The sequence below is a fragment of the Photorhabdus sp. RW14-46 genome (assembly GCF_963887965.1).
GTDB classification, from domain to species: domain Bacteria; phylum Pseudomonadota; class Gammaproteobacteria; order Enterobacterales; family Enterobacteriaceae; genus Photorhabdus; species Photorhabdus laumondii.
Window position 1 is genome coordinate 78738 of record NZ_CAWPHH010000016.1, and the last position, 21660, is coordinate 100397.

Sequence of the window (21660 nt, forward strand, 5' to 3'; positions counted from 1 at the left end):
TATGTTATTTCACAAATGGTTTAACTTAATTGTTTTTTTTGAGTTTCATCACATATCTTTTTTCTAAGTTATTCTTTTATTATATACTAACCACTTTTGCCACCATAAAAAGGAAATTTTATGTCTCTCGTACCATTTAAACAGGTTGATGTATTCACTCACCGACCCTTTAAGGGAAATCCCGTTGCCGTTGTTATGGATGCTCAAGAACTTTCATCAATACAGATGCAGGGCATTGCCAACTGGACCAACCTTTCTGAAACCACTTTTATCCTTCCGGCAGAAAATCCATTAGCAGATTATCGTGTCCGAATTTTCACACCCGGTAGCGAACTTCCCTTTGCTGGTCATCCTACAATCGGTACCGCACATGCTCTTCTTGAAGCCGGTTTAATTCAGATAAGAGAAGGGCGTATTGTGCAGGAATGTGGGGCGGGACTGATTACATTAAACGTTACCGAAAGGGATGGAGGTCAGAAATTAATCACTATCGAACTACCAGAACCAACCATCACACCGCTTAGTTCCGAGCAGATAGATCGCCTCGAAAATATTCTAGGCTGCCAGTTAGATCGCGCGCTAACACCCGCACTTATCGATGTGGGAGCTCGCTGGATTGTTGCTCATACCACTGGAGCAGAAGCTGTGCTGGCAACAAAACCCGACTATGCCAGATTGCTTGAACACGACACGCAAATGAACATAACCGGCGTTTGTCTGTACGGTGCCTATCGTGAGGGAGCAGAGGCTGACATTGAAGTACGCTCTTTCGCCCCATCATGCGGTGTCAATGAAGACCCAGTTTGCGGTAGTGGCAACGGCAGTGTTGCTGCATTTATGCGCCACCACAAAGTAGCAATGATTGACGATAAAATCGTTCATTCATCACAAGGCAAAAAACTTGGCCGTCAGGGAAGTGTATGGCTTAGCCATGCTGATGGTAAGATTTTTGTCGGCGGTAGTGCTGTGACTTGTATCAATGGCACCATCACAATTTAAAAAAATTATCAGCCCTAATATGCACAATATCTTACGTAAAATTTCTCATTAGATAATTCAGAAAGGCCGCTTATTTTGTCGGAAAACAGATGTTTTCCGACAAGCAATATTGATTCCAATTCTCCCTAATTATGCTAGAAAATCGCGTAGAGTAATAAGATTATACCCTATGGATTTCAAGATGCATCGCGGCGGCAAGGGAGCATAGATAACGATGTGACCGGGGTGAGTGAGTGCAGCCAACAAAGAAGCAACTTGAAAGACGGCGGGTATATATATACTTTATTAGTACAGAATAATAATGTTAGGAAGTCAGACCATGACGAAACAAGCTGTTTTTACGATGAAATTAGAACCTGAACTACGTGCCGAATTTATGGCTGAAGCCGAAGCTGCTCACCGCCCAGCCTCACAGGTGCTACGCGAACTCATGCGCGAGTTTATTCAACGCCAACGTGAGGAACGAGAATACGATAAATTCCTATGTCACAAGGTAGAAGCAGGGCGAGCCTCAATGCGTGCTGGTTTGGGCCAACCTAATGATGAGGTCGAAGCCGAGTTTGCCGCACGGCGTGCCAATGTGGTGAACCAAGCGTGAAAGTTATCTGGACACCAGAAGCGAAGCAAGACCGCGCTGACGTGTGGGACTACATCGCAGCCGATAATCCATACGCGGCAGCCAGAATGGATGAACAGTTTAGTGATGCAGCATCCAATCTTGCACGACATCCCATGCTTGGCCGGCCGGGGAAAATGCCAGGCACTCGTGAGCTGTTTCCAAACGAGAGTTATCGCCTGGTATATGAGATCAACGGAGAAATAGTATGGATATTGACGCTTATCCATACAGCCAGACAGTGGCCACCTATGCACAAAATGAAGTAGTAGCGAAAACCATTGACGATAAACGCGAAACTTTACTTATCAATGCCTGTCACTGATAAAAGGTAGAGTAAAAGAGCTAGACCGTAGCGAATATTAAAAAACTAAACAACCACCTACTAATACACCCTATGGATTATTAGATAATTCAGAAAGGCCGCTTATTTTGTCGGAAAACAGATGTTTTCCGATAGTAATTGAATGGTACGGGGAATGGGTCATTAGTAGATCCCTAATTCCTGAGCCTGATTAGCTAATGCCTTCATAGCCTCCATACTCTCAGCATTACGCTGCTTTTTATATTCCATCAGATCAGCAAAACGAATACGCCGATGTCGGCCTGTTTTATGGAAAGGAAGACAACCATCTTCCAGAAGTTTAACCATATGAGGCCGCGATACATTCAATATGTTTGCGGCTTCTTGAGTGGTTAGCTCGGCATGAACAGGAACAATTTGCACTGCATTACCTGAAGCGAGTTCACTCAAGATTTGCACTAGCATAGTAAGCGCAGATGTAGGCACTTCAATTTGATGAGATTTATGATCATCACTAATAATTGAAATCTGCTGAGTTTCAAGTTTTGTTGAAAGGAACGCTGAAAGTTCACGCAGCCCCTTTCCAGCTATTTCACTTTCGCGTTTAGCCGGAAGATTTATATCAGAGAAAGTGGAAGTAATCATGTTGCACCTGTTAGTCATTCATTTTGACTTAGCACATTAAACAAAATAAACGAAAATCGCAATAAACGTAACACAATTGTTTTAAGCAGAATCTGATACGTTTTTCGCAATAACCATTTCCAAGGCAACTCTTCTCGGAGAAAGAACCAGATTTAGCATATCGTTCGAAAAACACCAAACCTGCAATCAATAATGATTTTAAACCCACATTAAATAATTCCATCCTGACTTCAAGCCAAGATTAAATGATAATGAATCCACGTTATTTGATAATGAAAATGCCCTTTTTTGACGGATATACTCAATACCGTAAAACAGATTTTTGAATTAATGGTGATATCGAAACCAACACTCTATAAATATATCGATGCAGCAAGGCCATGAAAACTCTGTTTATATTTTACGGATGTTTAAAAATTATAAGTAACGGATTGAATTAATCACTATTGAATTAATTCACATTGAAATATTCGAATATTGTAATGCTCTATGAAACATAGAAACAAACCCACGACCATTTAAAAATCATCTAATTATTAACTAAACTTAAGGAGTATGTATGAGTAATAAATTTTTTTCTTTATTGCCGGCCACATTATTTTTCTTTTCCTCGTTTTCCATAGGAGCAATTCAGGAAACGAGAATGATTAACTTTGAAAATAAAATTTCATTACCAAAAAGTACAGAAGAGCAACTATATAAACTTGGGAACGAGCTGTATAGCGCATCTGTTGACAAGTTGTATTCTGCAAAATATTGGGGCAAGTATGGTACTTTTTCAAAGGTTGGTATGGAGGTTCAGGGAAGTCTAGCTTATGGAATGGCTCTGGCTAGTTCATCAGATCTTGACATTGCATTTGTTTATAAATACAACAATGGCGAATCTATGAACAGACTCAGCCCGATTGAACTAAAGGCTGATGCTGTCAATGTATTCAAGGAAGTTTTTGGTAGTAGGTATAATTATACTATTAAGATTCCCGTAGTAAATTTAAGTAACAGTGCAGAAGATATCGATATTGCATTTTTCAACGTTCTGAACAAATCAACACTTTTATGCTCTATCGATAAAAGGTGTTCTGAATTGAACTATGGAAAAGATCCTGCCACATCAGAATGGTATCGTTCAGAACGTCTTAGCCTATACTCCGAACTTGATAATGTTTTCAGTAAAAAAACACCTAAAAGAGAGATAATTAATCGTTCAGGAAAAATATTAAAAGTATGGCGGGAGAAAATTTTTTCCGATCAAGATGTGAAAATACCCTCGATTGCCTTAGTGACTATGATTTACGATTTCAGTAAGGACAAGGGCACTACATATAATTACAATAAATCCACAGATACTCTTCGTGATGTAACCAGCTATGGTATTACTAAGTATTTTAAGAATGATAAATGTGAAGGTGCTCCAAATGCAAAGATTGACTTGCCTGTATATCAGCAAGATAGAAACCTCTTAAGTAGATTAAATTCATCACAACGTATGAATACCTGTCTGAAATTAGTTGAATTTAATAAAGCACTTATAAAGGCAACATCGGCTCATGTAAGCGAAGCTGATTCGGTTAAAATTCTTGAGCCTTTTATTGGTCAGTTTTAAATAAGGTGCCCAAAAATAGTTATGCAGGTATGAGATCAGTATAGCAAATAAAACCTCATCTCCGGCTTTGTTGAATAAATCAGTCCAGGAAAACAATTCTTCCTGGACTATACCTTATAGATTTCAAGATGCATCGCGACGGCAAAGGAACGAATCCCCGGGAGCATAGCAAACTATGTGACCGGGGTGAGTGAGTGCAGCCAACAAAGAGGCAACTTGAAAGATGACGGGTATATATATTTTGTCGGGACGACTACCCATGCCCGTATCCTGATGATTCCAGAGTGTTATCGGGCCAATTCTTATCAAATTGGCCTGAAACAGAGATGATGCTTTTCAACAAAAACAGAATTTTTTGTAAAATGCTTCAACGGATGGTGTCACCGCAGTCATATGCATCGCACCATGTATCATTCCCTCAATAGTTTCAATCTGCACGGACACACCGGCATCTCTTAATTGCTGAGCATAAGCTTCGCCTTCACTTCTTAGCGGATCGTATTCGCAAAGCAAAATAGTTGCATCTGGCAATCCTTCAAAATGCGTTAAATGAGAAGGTGAGATAAGTGGATTTGTTCTGCTGTTGTGCTCATTAATGTATGCCTGCCAAAAGAATGCCATCATCTGTTTTGTCAATACATAACCTTCACCATATTTATCGTATGAATCCGTTTCCATTGATGCATCTAAAGCTGGATAGAATAGCAATTGATGGCAAATAGCAGGCCCTTCTTGGTTTCGCGACATCAAACAAGCGGCAACGGCAAGATTACCACCTGCGCTATCACCACCGACCGCAATTTGTTGCCTATTGATACCAAACTTTTCCGCATTATCAGTGACATAGCATAGAGCCGCATAGAAATCCGTTAGGGGTACCGGAAAAGGGTTTTCTGGGGCAAGCCGATAGTCTACCGAGAAAATAACGCAACCCATTGATTCCGCCAGCTTACGGCAAGGGCGATCCCAAGCATCAAGACTTCCTAAACACCACCCGCCGCCATGAGCATAAACCAGCGCGGGTTTATCACTCATCTTTTCTTTTCCATAGGGTACATACATGCGAACCGGAATAGGGAAACCATCCTCTGCGAGGACAGTAAAGCTGCTATTATATGTCGCATCGTTCCATTCGCCCTGTTGCTGGATAAGAGCATGCTCAAGAACGATTCGAAGTTGTTCCAGGGGGGAATCTTCTCCTATTGCAATTTCAGACGTGGAAGCAAGCCATTTTTCAACATTTTTATCAAGTGGCATGATAATGATTCCTCTGTAAAAAGGTGATTGCCTGATGGCAAAATTATTCGGGCATTATTCAGTAACAAAATGCCCACAGTTAGTGATAATTGCGCTGTCTATATTCGATGACACTTTTTTCATTGTGAGATAAGTGCATCTCGTGTCGCGTACTCAGCTCCAATAGTTAAAACCAGCATAGATAATTGTATACGAGCAAGACGCTGATAGTAATGAGAATAAAAAAAGACCACCGGAGAAAAAGACCTTTTAAACGGTCTTTTTTGTTTCTTTTCTCAACAAAGAAAGCTACTATAAGACTTATTAACAAGTCTTTTGGAGTGTTTTTATGGCCAACATAATTCTGTCAGATATTAGCGCAAGCATTAGTGAACTTAAAAAGAACCCTATGGCGACCCTTAGTGCCGGGGCTGGATACCCTATTGCGATCCTAAATCGTAACCAACCCGTGTTTTATTGTATTCCTGCGGAGCTCTATGAACAGATACTTGATGCTTTGGACGATCAAGAGCTTATTCGACTGGTAAATGAGCGTAGAGGGCAGGCATTGGTTGATGTAGATTTGGATAATTATCTATGATCTATAGAGTGAAATTCAGGGAAGATGCACTCAAGGAGTGGAAGAGACTTGATAAATCAGTCCAACAACAATTTGCTAAGAAGCTGAAAAAGTGCTGTGTTGAACCTCATATTCCATCAGCTAAACTTCGAGGCATGCCGAATTGTTACAAAATAAAATTACGCGCTTCTGGTTTTCTCTTAGTTTATGAGGTCATAGATAATGTGTTGATTATCGCCGTAGTAGCAGTTGGTAAGCGCGAACGGAGTGAAGTGTATGAGCTAGCAAGTAAGAGACTAAGATAGATAAGGGAATGTCAGATGCTCTGTCGTTAGTGATGATGCAAAATTCAAATCTGGATTTTCAATGAAACTGAATTTGAATTCAAAACAATGCATAGAATAAATCCATACAACAATATAGAAATGACATAATTAAAACCAAGATAAGAGGTTTATTTATGATCTTAAAAAATATCAATTTGTTGAAAGTTGTACTTATTATTACCTTTGCAACAAATCAATCTCTTGCAGCAAATAATATTACATTTCTGAGTAATCCTTCACCGCAACATGTCAAGGATATCGGTAATTTTGTTGTGAAACAAACTGAAAAACCATTTTTTTCCGATGTTATATTATTCGCAGCAAATATTAACAATAGTATATCTAATAGCCCTGTACTGTTTTACAACGATAAAATAAGCTCGATACTCAAAGAAAATATTTCCCTAGTGCGGAATTTGCAAAAAAAGGGCATCAGAGTTCAACTATCCTATCTGGGCAATCATCAAAATGCAGGTTGGTCATGTAATATGAGTCAAGCAACGGCAACGAAACTTGCCAATGAAATGGTAAATGATGTCGTTAAATACGGATTGGATGGAATCAATATCGATGATGAATATTCAACATGCTATGGTAATCGTCAATCCTTCTATTGGGTAGCGGATGCGATTAAAAGCCATCCAAAATTTGCCCAAAAGGTACTGACCAAAGCCCTGTGGTCAGATTATCTCTACTTCAAGGAACCGACAAATATAGCAAATTTACTGGATGCAGGTTACGAGATGACTTACATCAACACCAGTGCCAGTAAACTGGTTCCATACGTTAACTTCGGGATGAAGAAAGAAAATTTGTTGTTGGGTATCTCCCCCGAAAAAAATTCGATATCCTCAGTGCAGAATATTACCCGCTCAGTCATTAATAACGGATATAGTGGGATGATGGTATGGTCACCTAATACAATATTTACAATTGACCAAGCATCTCAATATTACACCAAAATCATCAAAGCAGAAGAGGGGATAAATAAAGAAGTTATCTATGTCCCGGATACCAGCAAAGACAATGCAAGTAATTATGAATAATTACATTGTTAATACTTTAGTTGGTTATAAAAATAAATACCGTTGAATTTTTGATTTTATTTTGTGTAGCTTGAAAAACAGTTACACATTACCCAGTTTGATGAAAAATAATAAAAGGGAAGAGAACCAGTAATACGTACTGGTATTAACCATCCGCAAGAATCGTGAAGTAAATATTTTGTGAAGCCGTATGAGGTTATCTTATGAAGAGCGAGTTTAAAGAGGGATATTGTACTCTCTGTAGATCAAGATGTGGCACTGTCAACGAAGTTCGTAACGATACACTGATAAAAATCCAACAGAACCCAAAACACCCGACCGGCAACGCCATGTGCATGAAGGGTAAAGCTGCACCAGAACTGGCTCATAGTCCTAACCGGATTCTTCATCCTCTTCGTAGGACAAATCCCAAAGGTGATGCCGATCCAGGCTGGGAAAAAATCACCTGGGATGAAGCTTTGACGTATGTTGCTGAGAAACTGGCTTTCTATAAGGCTGAGTCTGGTGCAGAATCGGTTGCTTTCTCAGTCACCTCACCAAGTGGAACACCTCTTAGTGATAGTCTTGAATGGATAGAGCGCTTCATTCGAAATTTCGGCAGCCCTAACGTCTGCTATAGTACAGAAGTGTGTAACTGGCATAAAGACGAGGCACATAAGTTTACCTTTGGGTGCAGTATTCCTGTAGCTGATTACAGAAATGCCGAGCTGATCATTTTATGGGGGCACAATCCAACAAATACATGGCTTGCGCAAGCGGAAGCTCTTGGCGCGGGAAGAAATGCAGGTGCCAAACTTATCGTTGTCGATCCTAGACATACGGCTCTTGCTAAAGAATCTGATAATTGGCTCAACATCAATCCTGGGACGGATGCCGCGTTAGCCCTCGGGCTAATAAATATCATCATAAACCGAAGAGGATATGATCAGGCGTTTGTAGCACGCTGGACGAACGCCTCATTGTTAGTACGAAATGATAATGGTCTTTTCTTGAGAGAAAAAGATATAAACATTTCAGCTAAGAAAAACAGATATGTTGTCTGGAATAACATAACTCAGTCTCCGCTACCCTATGATATTCACGAAAATGTGCCATGTGATGAAAATGATCATTATGCTTTATTAGGCGAATTTTCGATTAATTCTGCGGAAGATGTAAATAAAAAAATACCATGCAAATCTGCATTCCAGCGACTTCTAAATGAGTGTCAACCATACACACCTGAATATGTAGAAAAAATCACCGGCATAACCAAAGAAAAACTCCTATATGCCGCAGATTTAATCATCTCTTCCAAACGAATTGCTTATCATTCTTGGACAGGTGTAGCTCAACATACCAATGCAACCCAGACTGAACGAGCAATTGCCGTGCTGTACGCATTAACCGGGTGTTTTGACACTCAGGGAAGTAACAGGGTGTACAATAAGCATCCCGTTAATCCTGTAAATGCTCGCAGACTTATGCCAAAGGAACAGCAAGAAAAAGCACTTGGCTTTAAGGAAAGACCGTTGGGGCCACCTCTAGATGGTTGGATAACATCACATGATCTGTATCAAGCAATCTTGCACAAACGGCCTTACCCGATTAGAGCTATGATGGCATTTGGTACGAATATGTTGTCATCTCATGCTGACACCAAAATTGGGATAGATGCGCTAAAACAGCTTGAATTTCATGTTCATTGTGATCTCTTTGAAACGCCTACTGCACATTATGCTGACATCTTACTACCCGTGAATACGCCTTGGGAGAGAGAAGGGCTACGTGTAGGATTTGAGATTTCAGCTAAGGCAGAAGAACTCGTTCAGTTAAGGCAAAAAATGATTTCGCCTCGGGGAGAAAGCCGGTCAGATAACGAAATTGTCTTCGACTTGGCCTGTCGCTTAGGCATGAATGATCTATTTTTTAATGGAAGCGTTGAAGCGGGATGGAATTATATTCTTGAGCCTATTGGCTTAACCGTAGAGGCGTTAAGAGAAAAGCCAGCAGGGATTTCAATGCCATTAATTCAGCATGATAGGAAATACGCAGGGATCGATCCTGTTAAGAACACAGTTAAAGGTTTTGATACCGAAACAGGAGTGGTTGAAATCTATTCTGAAAAATTGTGGCGGCATGGTTATCCGCCACTACCGATATATGATGAACCAAAAGAGAATTTAAACTCTGAATCACATTTCCCTTATCGACTAACTTCGGTAAAAAATGGTTTCTATTGTCATAGCCAACAGAGAAGTTTAACCCGTCTGCGCAAAAAATCACCTTATCCGAAGCTTGAGATAAACAGCAGATTGGCTGAAAAGAAAGGTATTAACAATGGAGATTGGGTAGAAGTCATCACCCGCAACGGCGAGGCACGTTTTAAAGCATCGTTAGATGATAATATTGCTTACGACACGATAATTGCTGAGTTTGGTTGGTGGCAAGCGTGTCCCGACTATGGGAAGGAAGGCTTTCCCGCCATAGGAAAAAACAGCAGTAACTATAATGCGCTTATTTCTGACGACTCTTGTGATCCTATCAGCGGCGCTTCTCCGCTCCGTTCATTCCGCTGTGATATTAAACTCGCAGAAGATATCAACCCGGAGAGAAGGCCGTGGCAGGGCCGTAAGGCATTTCGGGTTGTAGATACAAAACCCGAGGCTAAGGGTGTCAAAACCGTTATTTTTGAGTCACAAGATGGAACAATTCTGCCTGATTATGAACCTGGCCAACATATCACAGTACAAGTTTCCATACCTGGACAGGATGCCCCTGTCATCAGGGCCTATTCTTTGACAGGAACGGCAACACTGGAAGGTAGAAAGAGTTACAGTATTTCCGTACGACATCAGAAAAGCATAACTTCTGACGGAGAAACTTTTGAAGGTGTCATGTCTTCATATATTAACAAGACACTGGTAGCCGGAGCCGAAGTGAGTCTGACGCCTCCGGGAGGAAACTTTATTATTCCGCTTAATGCTAAGCAACCTGTTGTTATGTTGGCAGGAGGAATTGGTATTACGCCATTCATAAGTTATCTTGAATCTCTTCCCGCTAACGGTGAAAAGCCTGAACTCTTATTGTTGTATGCTAATCAAAACAGCAATACACATACTTTCTCCAAAAGACTAAAAGAGCTTGAGTCAAAAATTAAGCAATTGAAGGTAATCAACTATTACAGCAATCCGTTGCCAGTGGATATTGAGGGTATTAATTACCAGCATCATGGATATATTACTGCGGATGCCGTTCCTGAAACACTGATTAAACAGCAAGCTCGTTTTTATATGTGTGGTCCGGCTCCTATGATGAAAACTTTTGAAGAAGGTTTACTCACTCTAGGCGTTCCGCCTTTTGATATCTATAAAGAAATGTTCCGATCGCTAACGCCGGTAAAAATTAAAGATGGGAAGAGTTTTGCTGTTAAATTTGAAAAATCTGGCGTTCCTCTTGAATGGTCCCCTGACAAAGGAACACTCCTTAATTTTGGCGAAAAAAGTGGTATTAAGATGGCAAGTGGATGCCGGGTTGGACAGTGTGAAAGTTGTGCTGTGAAATTAAAAAGTGGCGAAGTACAACACTTAAATGGCGTAGAACCTTCAGAGCAAGGAATGTGCCTTACTTGTCAATGTATACCTATCTCAGATATTTCCATTGATGCCTAAAAAAATACTAAGGTAACTTACAGCGGCGTTCAGGGAGAAATGTACGATGACGACATTTCTCCCTCGCTCATTGTCGAGGCGAGGTCACTGATGCCGTCAAAAGGATAGGGGACTGAATGGCAAAATCAGCAGCCAATAAATTTAATTTATGTTTAGCGAAAATTAAGTCCATAAAATAACTTGTATATATTTAATTGAATTTATTGAAAATAAATTTAAGCTTGGTTTTAGTGAGTTTTTATCATATCTAAGATAGTAAATTCAGCATTCAGCACTATTTAAATCACAGGCTCAAGTATCAGGCATAATCTTAAACGTAATCATATAGTTGATAACCCAATCTCCCATCTTTTAATAACAAAATATGTCAGTTTGTAATAAAATAAATAATGACATGATTAATTTATATTAATTAGGTTAAATTGGATTTTTAAATTCCCTGTACTACTCTTTTATATAGCAGCTTTTGATTTATATAAACCGTCTCTGTCTTTGCAATATAATTAATTGCTGCTACAGTTCTATATTATTATCACGGCAAACATAAATAACCTGATTATGTTATTTATATGATTACTATACCTATTATGTAAGCCAATGAGCTAATCACATAATTTTAATATTTTATTCATAGGATTTATAGGTGAAATTATGTCAACAGAATATAAGATTTATATTGTCAACCAGCAAGATAAAAAGAAAAAGTTTTGGTGTTTTCTCAGTGAACCACAATCAGAAGTAAGTGATAAAGTGTTTGCTAACTCATCAACTTATATGACATTATCTAAGCATGAAATAGGAGATGAAAACGCTTTTATTATTCCTCTTGAATTTAAATTGAAGGCTAGTTCACACAATAAGGTGGTAGGTATTAGTTCAAAAATATCTACTCATTCCCTTAGAAATATAGAATTAGGGAGCGTATGGAAGGTAGAATTTGACTCTAGCGAAGAACATATTAACCCATCCTTAAGTAAGTTGAGTGAGGAAACTGAACCTAACCAAGTCGGAATTAAAATCAATGGTTTCGATTTGACAGAACAAGAAATCAATCAGTGGTATAGCTGTCTTACATTTGGTATTAAATCAGGAGCGGGTTTTATTGGCTACTCCTGGCTCCCATCACCCAGCGACACATATCACATTCAGCCTAAGATAGAGTTTTATGTTAAAACCGGAGAGTATATTGAGAATCAGCTCATCAAAATGAGTGACGTGTCTAGCGATTCTGCATTGATTACAGAAGAAAATTTTGACAAAAGAAAGGAGTGTACAGTTATTTATACGACTACAGGAAAGTGGAAAATTAAACCTGGTAAGCCTTCACAGTTACTCTATGATAATTCATTAGTGAAAAATTTGGTTTCTGCCCATATTAATTTAACTGCATCTCATTCTGCTTTAGTTGAATTGATCGAAAAAAACTATAGTGAGTATAACTCCAGGCAGGAAAAAAGAGTATCCGATATTGAAGAGCCTACCCTTTGGTATATAAGTGCGGTGATTACCCTTGCTGCTGGATTTACTTACAAGATGTTATTGCCCATCTTACAGCAAAAAATAGTGAGTTACTTGTATAAAGACAACTTTGAATTGAAGGAGATAAAGATTGTTGAATCTGGTGTTGAATTTACATATGCCCTAAAAGAAGGAGGCATGTTAAGAGATAATAAAAATAATTCACATTTGATGGATATAACCAAGAAAGCTTTAGACTATGAAAAAGAAGAAGATCACATCCTGAGTTATAAAGTTACAACCTCAAAATTATAAAACGAATTTATTCATCTTATTATAACTTATAGGGCGGCTTCTCCGCCCTATATTCAAATCCATTCTATTTTACAGCATAAAATAAATTTGATTCTCGATAAAGATAAAGTATTTAAATATTTAATTACATCCAATATTATTTGTGATCTAATAATACTCGTCATTGTTGGAAAATAATAGGAAGTTGAACTAAACTCAAATTTCATTCTTTTGGAAGGAGTTATCGATGTCTAAAACCCATTATTCTGAATCATTAAACCTAAAATCTCACTGGATGCCATTTAGTGCCAACCGAAGTTTCCAACGCGATCCACGCCTTATCGTTGCTGCCGAGGGGCAATGGCTAAAAGACGATAAAGGACGCCAGATTTATGACAGCCTATCCGGTCTTTGGACCTGTGGGGCAGGCCATACCCGGACAGAAATTCAACAAGCTGTCGCTGCTCAATTGAGCACCCTCGATTATTCACCAGGCTTTCAGTTCGGTCATCCCTTGTCGTTTCAACTGGCAGAAAAAATTGCCAATTTAACGCCAGGTGATCTCAATCACGTCTTTTTCACCAGTTCAGGTTCTGAATCTGTAGATACCGCGGTCAAAATGGTACGAGCTTACTGGCGAGTGAAAGGCCAACCCGAGAAAACTAAACTGATTGGCCGTGCACTTGGTTATCATGGTGTCAATATTGCTGGTACCAGTTTGGGAGGTATTGGTGGCAACCGCAAAATGTTCGGACAGTTAATGGATGTAGATCACTTACCCCATACATTACAGACCGATATGGCGTTTACGCCAGGTATGGCGGAAACCGGCGGCGCAGAATTGGCCAACGAGATGCTCAAGTTGATCGAACTGCATGATGCCTCCAATATTGCGGCAGTTATTATCGAGCCTGTGTCCGGTTCCGCCGGTGCGATTATTCCGCCCAAAGGGTATCTACAGCGTCTACGTGAAATTTGTGATCAACATAATATTTTGTTGATTTTTGATGAGGTTATTACTGGCTTTGGTCGCATGGGGCGCTGGACTGGTGCTGAATATTTTGGTGTGACACCAGATCTTCTTAACTTTGCCAAACAAATTACCAATGGCGCCATTCCTTTGGGAGGCGTAGTGGCAAGCAGTGAAATTTATGAAGCCTTTATGTCCCAGTCTTTACCGGAACACTCCGTGGAGTTTAGTCACGGTTATACCTATTCGGCGCATCCCGTAGCCTGTGCTGCCGGGTTAGCAACTTTAGATCTGTTGGATAAAAACCATCTTATCCAACGCTCTGCTGAACTTGCCCCTCATTTCGAAACGGCCCTTCATGCTCTCAGACACTGTCCAAATGTGACTGACATCCGCAACTGTGGTTTGGTAGGGGCAATTGAGTTGGCTGCCCGTGACGGTGATACCGCTATACGTCCTTTTGACGCCAGCATGGCACTTTGGAAAGCCGGTTTTTACGTACGCTTTGGCGGTGATACGCTGCAATTCGGGCCTATGTTCAACGCTGAACGAGCCGATTTGGATCGGCTTTTTGACGCCGTTGGAGAAGTATTGCATCACATTGGCTGAGGTAAGGATGTGTATGAATCGTGACGTACCCATAAGGTCTTCAATTTCAATATTGTTAAACTCAAAGGCTTAGAATAAAGCCCAAGAGCACAGCTACTCTTGGGCTCTTTAAGTTTCAATCTTTATACTATATTAGCACGCTGCCATGTCGCTTCAGAGAGCAGAGACAACCCATCCCCATCGGAATTATGTGAGAGCATGACATCGATAAAATAAATAGTTTGAGGAGTGGTTAACATGGTTTCACAATAAGTTGCGTCAAATGTTGCCCAACGCTCACGAATTACCTGTGTTGTTGCATGTGCATCAGGGACAACCTGGACATTAGCAGCAGTAAACAGAGACAAATTACGCGACGGTGCAGCAAGCAAGGTCTGTTTTCTATTATTCGTCGCACTTTGCTTATCGATATATGATCGAATCATCGACAACATACCATTACAAAGATAAAACACAGAAATATTGATCTTCTGCCGATGAGGATTTTGCATCAACGCTCGTTCAATATGGGACTCAATGTTTGGGATTAAATCTCTGGCACCATCACCAATAAATGCCAGAATATTCTGGGATGATGTACGAGCCAAATAAGGCAGTGACATCAACGCATCGCCCATCAGTGCCCGGCCATACCAACCGGAAAATCCTTTCCCTGTTTTCGGTAAATTCCGCATCGCCCCGATTCCGCACCTCCCTACATCATAAACACCGGTATAGACAAATCCCTGCTCACTAATCAGATGATGCAACTGCTTCCCTAAATGGGCATAAAAGTAATTGGGGGACATCGGCACCTGTGGCAACCAATCTATCGGGGTGGTGTTAGGATAATTCTGAACTCGTTCCAGTTCACGACGACGATAAGCAAGTACCTTTTCATCCACATTAAGTCGAGTGAGAACGGTTTTTAAGAATGAGCGTAAATAGCTATGTACAGCTAGATCAGTGTAAGGTGACATGTGCTCTAAACGGCAATTCACCTGAATAATATGACATTTATTTTTAAGTTTACTGGCGGAAAATGGCGAGGATGCTTCATCGACTTTACTTTTAAGGAAAAAAATACTCTGGCTTTCAGGATCAGCAAGCTGCTGCCCCTCATGTAGGTAATGAAATACTTTGCTGCTAAAGCCGTAAACCGACAGAATTCCAATATAGTTACTAACCGGCTTTTGCTGATGGTAATCACTGACCGCCCCCGGAGATACTAGCGTATCTACTAACGCTATCCCTGCTTTTTCAGCAATCTGATAAATCAGTTCACGTTCATGATCCGTTAAATGACAACATTGCCACAGTATACGACGCTTATCATGGTTGATCAGAGACATTACTGCATCCATGACGGACGCTTCATTATCCCCAATCTGTGGAACCAAAAGGCTCCACTGACTCGGATGGGGTAGCTGCTCAGGTTTCAGTGTACATTCCAAAACTGATTGTGTCGCAAGAATAAATACTGGGCCGGGTTGAGACTGTAATAGATCTATTGCCTCATTTAACCGCTCAGGCAAGTTCAATTTATCATTGACATAAACGCACGGAATTCCTTTTGCTTCAATCGACTTCTTACCATCATAATCTCTATGCATCGTACCTTGAAATGGGAACCAGCTATTTCCAAGACTATCTGCACAAATGATGATACCTGGCGCATGAGCACGTTTCAGGTTGCATAATGTGCCACGAAACTCATCGATCATGCCGGAAGTTACCGCAATTACATAACCACGCTGATAGAACTGCCAGCCACAAAGTGCAGAAACTGCCAGACTGTGCTCATTCGGCCCACTTTCACACAGGGTAGATGTATCATCACACAAGCGAAGCATGGAATCGATAAATCCGGAGAGCACCGACCCAGTATAGTAGTGGAAGTCCCAACGCTCCTTGAAGTGGTACTCCATATAATCATGAATAAACTGTGCCATTGATGATATTGTTACTTTAGACGTCGTCGCTCTAACAAGTAATGGATTAATATAAGTGCTATCCAAATGATCCATTAGGTTTTTTAGCACCTGTATCTCCCAAACAAGCGGATCTGGCTGCCAAATATTGAGTGTCACTGAATCCATCTCTTGTATTCGTGCACTACCAGGAATCATCTCTGATAAAAAGAGCAGGAAAGAATAGGGTGACAATTTCCCAGGATTCGACTCAAACAATCGGAAAAACTGATGACTGACCTGCTCATAATGTCCATGTTGTAAAAACAGATTATCAGCAATTACCAGATCGAGTGTTCTGTCCGGATGCCGTGCGATATCGGCCAGAGCTTCATCCAGCGTTTCATAGGTCATGACATGAAAAGAAAATTGATGCTTTTTCTGATAGACAAGTAAATATCCTCTAGCTTGCTGAAGCAAGTACGTCATAATAGAATCAACTGAAACTGTTGAATTAAGTTTCCAAACCTCACAAGGATCAGATTCGGCCGCAATTGACAATTCCAACTTGTTAATCGCTTCTTTCACTCCTTGGCTCACGATTTGGGACTGAGCAACCACACAAATTCCGATGTAATGATGCATTTACTCGCTTCTCTACAATTAATTATCAAAATATTCATCTTGATTCTTATTCAATATTGAGTATACAAATTTCTATTCTTTTTTAAGTTTTATGTGATCTTTGTAGGTGTATCGCAAACACGGAGACAAGTGGGCGCAATAATAGCCCTATTAAAGATCAGTTTTTTCTTGGTCGAAAGTTCTAATCTTGGAACAAGCACTTAATTCTATCTTTTATCTAGAACTCAGTTGTAAACCTGAATAATATAATTACGTAATGGTACAAAGGGGGATACCGATTGGTCGAAAGTGAATCCTCTTCGTATTGGATCTTCATATTCTAAACATTAAACCTTAGAGTTAATTTGGTATAACAAGGAGTAGTTATGAAAATATTAAATATTATAATTTTATCGCTATCGACAGTGATAGCTTCTAATTCTTTAGCCGATGAGATTAGAGCAAGGGATTTAGGCATTCCTTTCTCTGGAGTAACCGGGAAATATAATGCGATTACCGATGTTAGTGGTGTAGAAGTTGGCTATTCAACCATAATAGAAGGCGATGGAAAGCTAGAGGTTGGAAAAGGCCCAATAAGGACAGGCGTAACAGCTATATTGCCAAAAGGCAAGAAATTTAGCCCGGTATTTTCTAGTACATTCTCTTTAAATGGAAATGGAGATATGACAGGCAATCAATGGGTCAAAGAGAGTGGTTTCCTGGAAACGCCAATATTAATCACCAACACTCATAGTGTTGGTATTGTTAGAGACTCAACAATTAGCTGGATGATTGATAACAACCTAACATCACCACTGAAAGATGATTTATTTTGGTTATTACCTGTGGTTGCAGAAACGTGGGATGGAATATTAAATGATATAAACGGTATGCATGTAAAGAAAGAACATGTATATCATGCGTTGAATAGTGCTAAATCAGGAGCGATAGAGGAGGGTAATGTCGGCGGTGGAACAGGAATGAACCTTTTTAAGTTTAAGGGAGGCACAGGTACTTCATCAAGAATTCTAGATAAAAAAGATGGCGGATATACTGTTGGCGTTCTTGTTCAAGGCAACTTTGGTGATAGGGACGATTTGATTATTGCTGGGATTCCAGTTGGTAAAGAAATACAGGATCTCAAGCCGATATATCATGGCGGCAAGAAAAAAATAAAGGATGCCGGTTCTATAATCGCCGTGGTGGCTACAGACGCACCATTAGCGCCTCACCAATTAGAAAAAATAGCTAAACGAGTCTCTCTTGGACTGGCAAAGGTCGGTGGGGTAGCCAGGAATACCAGCGGTGAGATATTTATTGCATTTTCGACCGCAAATAATGATGCTTTCTCCAGAAAAGATGTAAGAACAATAAAAATACTGTCAAATGACCAACTAGATCCTTTGTATGAAGCCACAATAAGTGCAACAGAAGAAGCAATAATTAATGCTATGATCGCCGCCAAAAAAATGGTTGGGAGAAATGGCAATACTTCGTTTTCTATTCCTAAAGATAGAGTTCAAGAGATATTAAAAAAACATCATGTCTTAGCTCAGACTCAATCTGACACTTCAATTTAAAACAAACAAGTTACCGACTGTGATTAAAGGCTCTAAATCTGAAGTTGAAGTCGGTAGCTTTCATGCTTCAACAATACGATGTATGCAGTATCCTTTGTTCGTTATGAAAAACAGGGTTATAAAGATAGAATTATTTTTGTGTTGTCGTTATTTTTAGGAGCTGTAACCCATATTGTCTGAGATGCATTCAACACACGATAACGGTTTTTTTGTCGAGCGAATTCCTCTACTACAGTTCCGTGTTTTAAGGAAAAATATGATTATACATGATAAAAGCAAAAACCCCGTTATTTTAAACGGGGTTTTTCAATGTTCTTAAAAAAATATTTAATTTATTCTACCTTCATAATAAGCTTGGAAAGCGTTATATCCAGTATGAAATTCGCAAGGTCCAATACGACTTTTAAAATACCATGTCATCCTTCCAAATTTAGTATCCTCTGTGAATACATTAGCAAAATTATCATAAGGATTAACAACATATCTATAATACTTACCCCCAGTAATATATTGTGGTTCCTCAGAATTACAAAGTGCTGCCGATGCAGTCCCAATTCCTCCGATTAATGCTGTTGCTAATACCCCAACTGTTAATAATTTCTTGAACATAAAATTCCCCTTAAATAGTTTCAGAATTTACATATTTAAACATATTATTTACAAAATCATATGTGATAATGTATGCAAAATCTAAATCACCACATCGATGATGTTACAATTTTAAAATTCAAAAACTGCTTATATATTTCATCCTAGGTGGAATTAGGTTGGAAACCTAAATTCCATTTACCATAATAGTACCAGAAATCAAAAAGGGCAAATCTAATATATAATGATAATTTATTTTCCTATAGTTTTTCATGAAACTATCTTTAATGTCAGTATATTTAACATCTCTGGAATTTATGATTTATCTCACATATTTAATCTGGAAAGGTAACAATATGGTGGTGTTTTAAATAAGGGAAAATCGGCACTGGCAATTGAGATCGTTTATATTTAATCCACTCACGCCGGATGGATTTTCTGGTAATAATGTCAACTATCTTGACTCTGAATGATATTAATGTGATTAACATCAAACATTTTTACTCATTATTTTTTCAGAATAATCATGGTAAAAAATTCTTTTTATAATTATTGCCTTCAAATGCTATATCTATTAATTATAATATTCCTGAATAAGTACTTTTATCGTAATTATATGACTACCAAATAAAAACATTCATGATTCTCCAAAAATATCATTTTTATTTTTCATAATAAATTCATTTTTTATATTTTCATGTAAAAAGTGAATTTAATTTAAAGGTTAATCGTCAAACATAACCAAACATGAGCTTCAAAAAAATACCAGTGTGTTCATCCAGAAAAGTAGGAGAGGAGGGTAACAACATATCAGGGAGGAGGAGGGCTATCCCGGCAACGCCGGGGCCCAAATCATCGATCAGTCAACGCTGCTACTGGGGGTTCTGTGGAACAACCTCCAGATCTGTAAACTTTGAGAGAAAATCCTGATTAGTCATCCCGCCAAAAAGAAGGCAGAAAGTCTCTGGCAAACCGATAAAGATCTTCAATGCGTAATGCCTTGTCTACTTCCATTCTGACGGCGGTGTACTGAAAATCCTTTTGATCGGTACGGATAATATTGAGGGCGGTGATACCGTCATCCCGCTGTACTAACTATTGCGAAACTGTTCGAGAACAACCCGTTCTGCCGGGCTTAAGGAAAAATACAGGATTTGTTCGTGATCATTATATTTTCCATTGTGAGTCCCGGATTCAATGAGGCCAGACAATCAAATCATTTCGCGTCCGTCCAGATGATTTGCCGGCACCATTCGTTTGTGCAGCACACCAAATATCACCGGTTGCCGTTCGTGGATGAGGTAATAAATGACATGACTGACATAAGGAAAACTCAATACGCCCGTTCCGACGTCTGGCCTGTCTCTTCCCAGTGCAGGGGTAGAAGCCAGCAAACGAAAGGTTTGTTGAAGTCCTGACAGGTATTTTTCTGATTGCACCTCACCCCATTGTTGTACAGTAAAACGGCGAATTTCAATCAGATCGGCCTGGGCATCAGGCGTTAAACGGTAGTGTGATATGTCCATGATGGTTAATGATCCCTGGGAACGTCGATAATGCCCTCAGCAATACCCTGAGCCAGCATTTCCATTAGTTAGGGGAAAACGGGCAGCATAGTCGTGTATACGTTTCACCCACCGTAATTGTTCTGCGCTAAGTCCGGCTACAGACATTTTTTTCTCCTCAATAGGTGAAATTCTAATCGTACTGACCTGATATCAGTTCATTAAAAAAAGCTTCGCCATCGAGGGTGTTACCGGATTCAATATCAACTCTGGCCTGTTCAGCTCTTGACTGCAATAATTTTAACCGGAGTGTTTCAATACTTTCGTATTCATCCATTGAGATAACCACCGCAACGGGTTTTCCGTTTTTATTGATTTGGATTGGGGCACGTTGTGCTTTGAGTAGCATGTCGCCAAACTGGGTTTTGGCTTCATTGGCAGAAAGAGCATCCATAATAGTCCTCTCATTGAATCATAGCATGATTCAAACAATATAAACGAATTGAACGATTCGATCAAATTTAAAGCTATCAAAAAGTATACTTTTTACCGGCTAGCCCGTTCAGTGGATCATCTGTCGCAAATCGCCAGCCGCTTCCAGCAGGAAAATATTGATTTGGTCGTTCTGGATCAAAATATCGACACCCGGACATCAACAGGACGCTTGATGTTCAATATGCTGGCCACCATCGCGGAGTTTGAAAATGACTTACGCAGTGAACGTCAGGCAGAAGGGATCGCCAAAGCGAAAGAAAAAGGCGTCAGATTCGGGCGTCCCGCTAAATTGACCGAGGATATACGCAAGGATATTTATCTCAAGCGTCAGTCCGGGACTACGTAAGCACGTTGATAACTCGTAGCTTTCACAAAGTTTACAGATCTGGGGGTTGTTCCACTGAACCCGTACTGTGTGGCCATGACGTTGCATCATTGCATCAAAAAAAGAGGGGTGTCAAAAATCACCTAGTTCTATGCGAAGTTGTTTATCATCTAAGGTTATTTAACATAATATACATTAGGCGCACCAGTGCGCAGGTAAGCAGGATCTGACGAAAACACCACTACGATGATGTTGAAGGCTTGACTTTGCCATAGAGCCTTTCAAGTGCCCGTTTTGCATCATCCAGCGCCTTAAGCT

General features: G+C 39.8%; 19 protein-coding genes and 1 pseudogene. 14 read left to right on the forward strand and 6 right to left on the reverse strand.

Annotated features, from left to right (window positions below; all coding sequences use genetic code 11):
- The first annotated feature begins 120 nt into the window (after positions 1-120).
- The 4 genes and pseudogenes from AACQ38_RS14140 to AACQ38_RS14155 form a co-directional block, all read left to right on the forward strand.
- Entirely contained in the window at positions 121-999 is an 879-nt protein-coding gene (locus tag AACQ38_RS14140; protein ID WP_165578406.1) for a PhzF family phenazine biosynthesis protein, read from the forward strand.
- A gap of 216 nt (positions 1000-1215) precedes the next feature.
- Complete coding sequence (locus tag AACQ38_RS14145; RefSeq protein WP_165578407.1) at positions 1216-1359, forward strand: hypothetical protein; 144 nt, start codon at positions 1216-1218, stop codon at positions 1357-1359.
- Entirely contained in the window at positions 1319-1597 is a 279-nt protein-coding gene (locus tag AACQ38_RS14150; protein ID WP_165578408.1) for an antitoxin of toxin-antitoxin stability system, read from the forward strand. The genes AACQ38_RS14145 and AACQ38_RS14150 overlap by 41 nt, the downstream gene beginning before the upstream one ends.
- A 41-nt stretch (positions 1598-1638) precedes the next feature.
- Positions 1639-1800: pseudogene (locus tag AACQ38_RS14155) on the forward strand (type II toxin-antitoxin system RelE/ParE family toxin); the annotation flags it as partial.
- A 302-nt stretch (positions 1801-2102) separates the two neighbouring features.
- Here AACQ38_RS14155 and AACQ38_RS14160 read toward each other — a convergent pair.
- The gene (locus AACQ38_RS14160) at positions 2103-2564 is read right to left on the reverse strand and encodes a helix-turn-helix domain-containing protein (protein WP_165578409.1); all 462 of its coding nucleotides are present in this window, start codon (positions 2562-2564) and stop codon (positions 2103-2105) included.
- 559 nt (positions 2565-3123) lie between these two features.
- On the opposite strand from AACQ38_RS14160, the gene AACQ38_RS14165 reads away from it, so the two are divergent.
- Both AACQ38_RS14165 and AACQ38_RS14170 read left to right on the forward strand, forming a co-directional pair.
- Positions 3124-4167 (forward strand): hypothetical protein, encoded by a 1044-nt coding sequence (locus AACQ38_RS14165; RefSeq protein ID WP_242685594.1) that lies wholly within the window; start codon positions 3124-3126, stop codon positions 4165-4167.
- 177 nt (positions 4168-4344) lie between these two features.
- Entirely contained in the window at positions 4345-4497 is a 153-nt protein-coding gene (locus AACQ38_RS14170; RefSeq protein WP_158538244.1) for a hypothetical protein, read from the forward strand.
- 6 nt (positions 4498-4503) lie between these two features.
- On the opposite strand, the gene AACQ38_RS14175 is transcribed toward AACQ38_RS14170, so the two are convergent.
- The gene (locus tag AACQ38_RS14175; RefSeq protein ID WP_165578410.1) at positions 4504-5424 is read right to left on the reverse strand and encodes an alpha/beta hydrolase; all 921 of its coding nucleotides are present in this window, start codon (positions 5422-5424) and stop codon (positions 4504-4506) included.
- 328 nt (positions 5425-5752) lie between these two features.
- On the opposite strand from AACQ38_RS14175, the gene AACQ38_RS14180 reads away from it, so the two are divergent.
- From AACQ38_RS14180 to AACQ38_RS14205, 6 genes are all read left to right on the forward strand, one after another.
- Complete coding sequence (locus AACQ38_RS14180; protein ID WP_011146514.1) at positions 5753-6004, forward strand: type II toxin-antitoxin system Phd/YefM family antitoxin; 252 nt, start codon at positions 5753-5755, stop codon at positions 6002-6004.
- Positions 6001-6288, forward strand: coding sequence for a type II toxin-antitoxin system RelE family toxin (locus tag AACQ38_RS14185; protein ID WP_165578411.1), 288 nt, complete (start codon positions 6001-6003; stop codon positions 6286-6288). The genes AACQ38_RS14180 and AACQ38_RS14185 overlap by 4 nt, the downstream gene beginning before the upstream one ends.
- Before the next feature lie 155 nt (positions 6289-6443).
- Positions 6444-7355, forward strand: coding sequence for a glycosyl hydrolase family 18 protein (locus AACQ38_RS14190; protein ID WP_112872313.1), 912 nt, complete (start codon positions 6444-6446; stop codon positions 7353-7355).
- A gap of 203 nt (positions 7356-7558) precedes the next feature.
- Positions 7559-11005, forward strand: a complete 3447-nt coding sequence (locus AACQ38_RS14195) for a molybdopterin-dependent oxidoreductase (RefSeq protein WP_165578412.1) — start codon at positions 7559-7561, stop codon at positions 11003-11005.
- A 651-nt stretch (positions 11006-11656) separates the two neighbouring features.
- Positions 11657-12778 (forward strand): hypothetical protein, encoded by a 1122-nt coding sequence (locus AACQ38_RS14200; protein ID WP_165578413.1) that lies wholly within the window; start codon positions 11657-11659, stop codon positions 12776-12778.
- 226 nt (positions 12779-13004) lie between these two features.
- Entirely contained in the window at positions 13005-14336 is a 1332-nt protein-coding gene (locus AACQ38_RS14205) for an aspartate aminotransferase family protein (protein ID WP_165578414.1), read from the forward strand.
- Positions 14337-14458: 122 nt separating this feature from the next.
- On the opposite strand, the gene AACQ38_RS14210 is transcribed toward AACQ38_RS14205, so the two are convergent.
- Positions 14459-16870: a decarboxylase gene (locus AACQ38_RS14210; protein WP_165578415.1), complete on the reverse strand. Its 2412-nt coding sequence runs from the start codon at positions 16868-16870 to the stop codon at positions 14459-14461.
- A gap of 365 nt (positions 16871-17235) precedes the next feature.
- Between AACQ38_RS14210 and AACQ38_RS14215 the strand changes: the two genes are divergently transcribed.
- Positions 17236-18429 carry a DmpA family aminopeptidase gene (locus AACQ38_RS14215; RefSeq protein WP_165578416.1) on the forward strand — a complete coding sequence of 398 codons (1194 nt, stop codon included), beginning with the start codon at positions 17236-17238 and terminating at the stop codon, positions 18427-18429.
- Between the two features lie 327 nt (positions 18430-18756).
- On the opposite strand, the gene AACQ38_RS14220 is transcribed toward AACQ38_RS14215, so the two are convergent.
- The 3 genes from AACQ38_RS14220 to AACQ38_RS14230 form a co-directional block, all read right to left on the reverse strand.
- Complete coding sequence (locus AACQ38_RS14220; protein WP_165578417.1) at positions 18757-19038, reverse strand: hypothetical protein; 282 nt, start codon at positions 19036-19038, stop codon at positions 18757-18759.
- Between the two features lie 1190 nt (positions 19039-20228).
- Complete coding sequence (locus tag AACQ38_RS14225) at positions 20229-20543, reverse strand: type II toxin-antitoxin system RelE/ParE family toxin (protein WP_113049483.1); 315 nt, start codon at positions 20541-20543, stop codon at positions 20229-20231.
- A gap of 172 nt (positions 20544-20715) precedes the next feature.
- Positions 20716-20976, reverse strand: a complete 261-nt coding sequence (locus tag AACQ38_RS14230) for a type II toxin-antitoxin system Phd/YefM family antitoxin (protein ID WP_023043807.1) — start codon at positions 20974-20976, stop codon at positions 20716-20718.
- Between the two features lie 48 nt (positions 20977-21024).
- Here AACQ38_RS14230 and AACQ38_RS14235 point away from each other — a divergent pair, with 48 nt between their 5' ends.
- Positions 21025-21363 carry a recombinase family protein gene (locus AACQ38_RS14235; protein ID WP_207631869.1) on the forward strand — a complete coding sequence of 113 codons (339 nt, stop codon included), beginning with the start codon at positions 21025-21027 and terminating at the stop codon, positions 21361-21363.
- Positions 21364-21660 lie beyond the last annotated feature (297 nt).

Excerpts from the sequence above, each read along its gene's own strand:
- AACQ38_RS14180 (WP_011146514.1), top strand. The coding sequence starts at position 5,753 with ATGGCCAACATAATTCTGTCAGATATTAGCGCAAGCATTAGTGAACTT.
- AACQ38_RS14215 (WP_165578416.1), top strand. The coding sequence starts at position 17,236 with ATGAAAATATTAAATATTATAATTTTATCGCTATCGACAGTGATAGCT.
- AACQ38_RS14220 (WP_165578417.1), bottom strand. The coding sequence starts at position 19,038 with ATGTTCAAGAAATTATTAACAGTTGGGGTATTAGCAACAGCATTAATC.
- AACQ38_RS14200 (WP_165578413.1), top strand. The coding sequence starts at position 11,657 with ATGTCAACAGAATATAAGATTTATATTGTCAACCAGCAAGATAAAAAG.
- AACQ38_RS14150 (WP_165578408.1), top strand. The coding sequence starts at position 1,319 with ATGACGAAACAAGCTGTTTTTACGATGAAATTAGAACCTGAACTACGT.
- AACQ38_RS14140 (WP_165578406.1), top strand. The coding sequence starts at position 121 with ATGTCTCTCGTACCATTTAAACAGGTTGATGTATTCACTCACCGACCC.
- AACQ38_RS14190 (WP_112872313.1), top strand. The coding sequence starts at position 6,444 with ATGATCTTAAAAAATATCAATTTGTTGAAAGTTGTACTTATTATTACC.
- AACQ38_RS14160 (WP_165578409.1), bottom strand. The coding sequence starts at position 2,564 with ATGATTACTTCCACTTTCTCTGATATAAATCTTCCGGCTAAACGCGAA.
- AACQ38_RS14165 (WP_242685594.1), top strand. The coding sequence starts at position 3,124 with ATGAGTAATAAATTTTTTTCTTTATTGCCGGCCACATTATTTTTCTTT.
- AACQ38_RS14225 (WP_113049483.1), bottom strand. The coding sequence starts at position 20,543 with ATGGACATATCACACTACCGTTTAACGCCTGATGCCCAGGCCGATCTG.
- AACQ38_RS14175 (WP_165578410.1), bottom strand. The coding sequence starts at position 5,424 with ATGCCACTTGATAAAAATGTTGAAAAATGGCTTGCTTCCACGTCTGAA.
- AACQ38_RS14230 (WP_023043807.1), bottom strand. The coding sequence starts at position 20,976 with ATGGATGCTCTTTCTGCCAATGAAGCCAAAACCCAGTTTGGCGACATG.
- AACQ38_RS14185 (WP_165578411.1), top strand. The coding sequence starts at position 6,001 with ATGATCTATAGAGTGAAATTCAGGGAAGATGCACTCAAGGAGTGGAAG.
- AACQ38_RS14210 (WP_165578415.1), bottom strand. The coding sequence starts at position 16,870 with ATGCATCATTACATCGGAATTTGTGTGGTTGCTCAGTCCCAAATCGTG.
- AACQ38_RS14195 (WP_165578412.1), top strand. The coding sequence starts at position 7,559 with ATGAAGAGCGAGTTTAAAGAGGGATATTGTACTCTCTGTAGATCAAGA.
- AACQ38_RS14205 (WP_165578414.1), top strand. The coding sequence starts at position 13,005 with ATGTCTAAAACCCATTATTCTGAATCATTAAACCTAAAATCTCACTGG.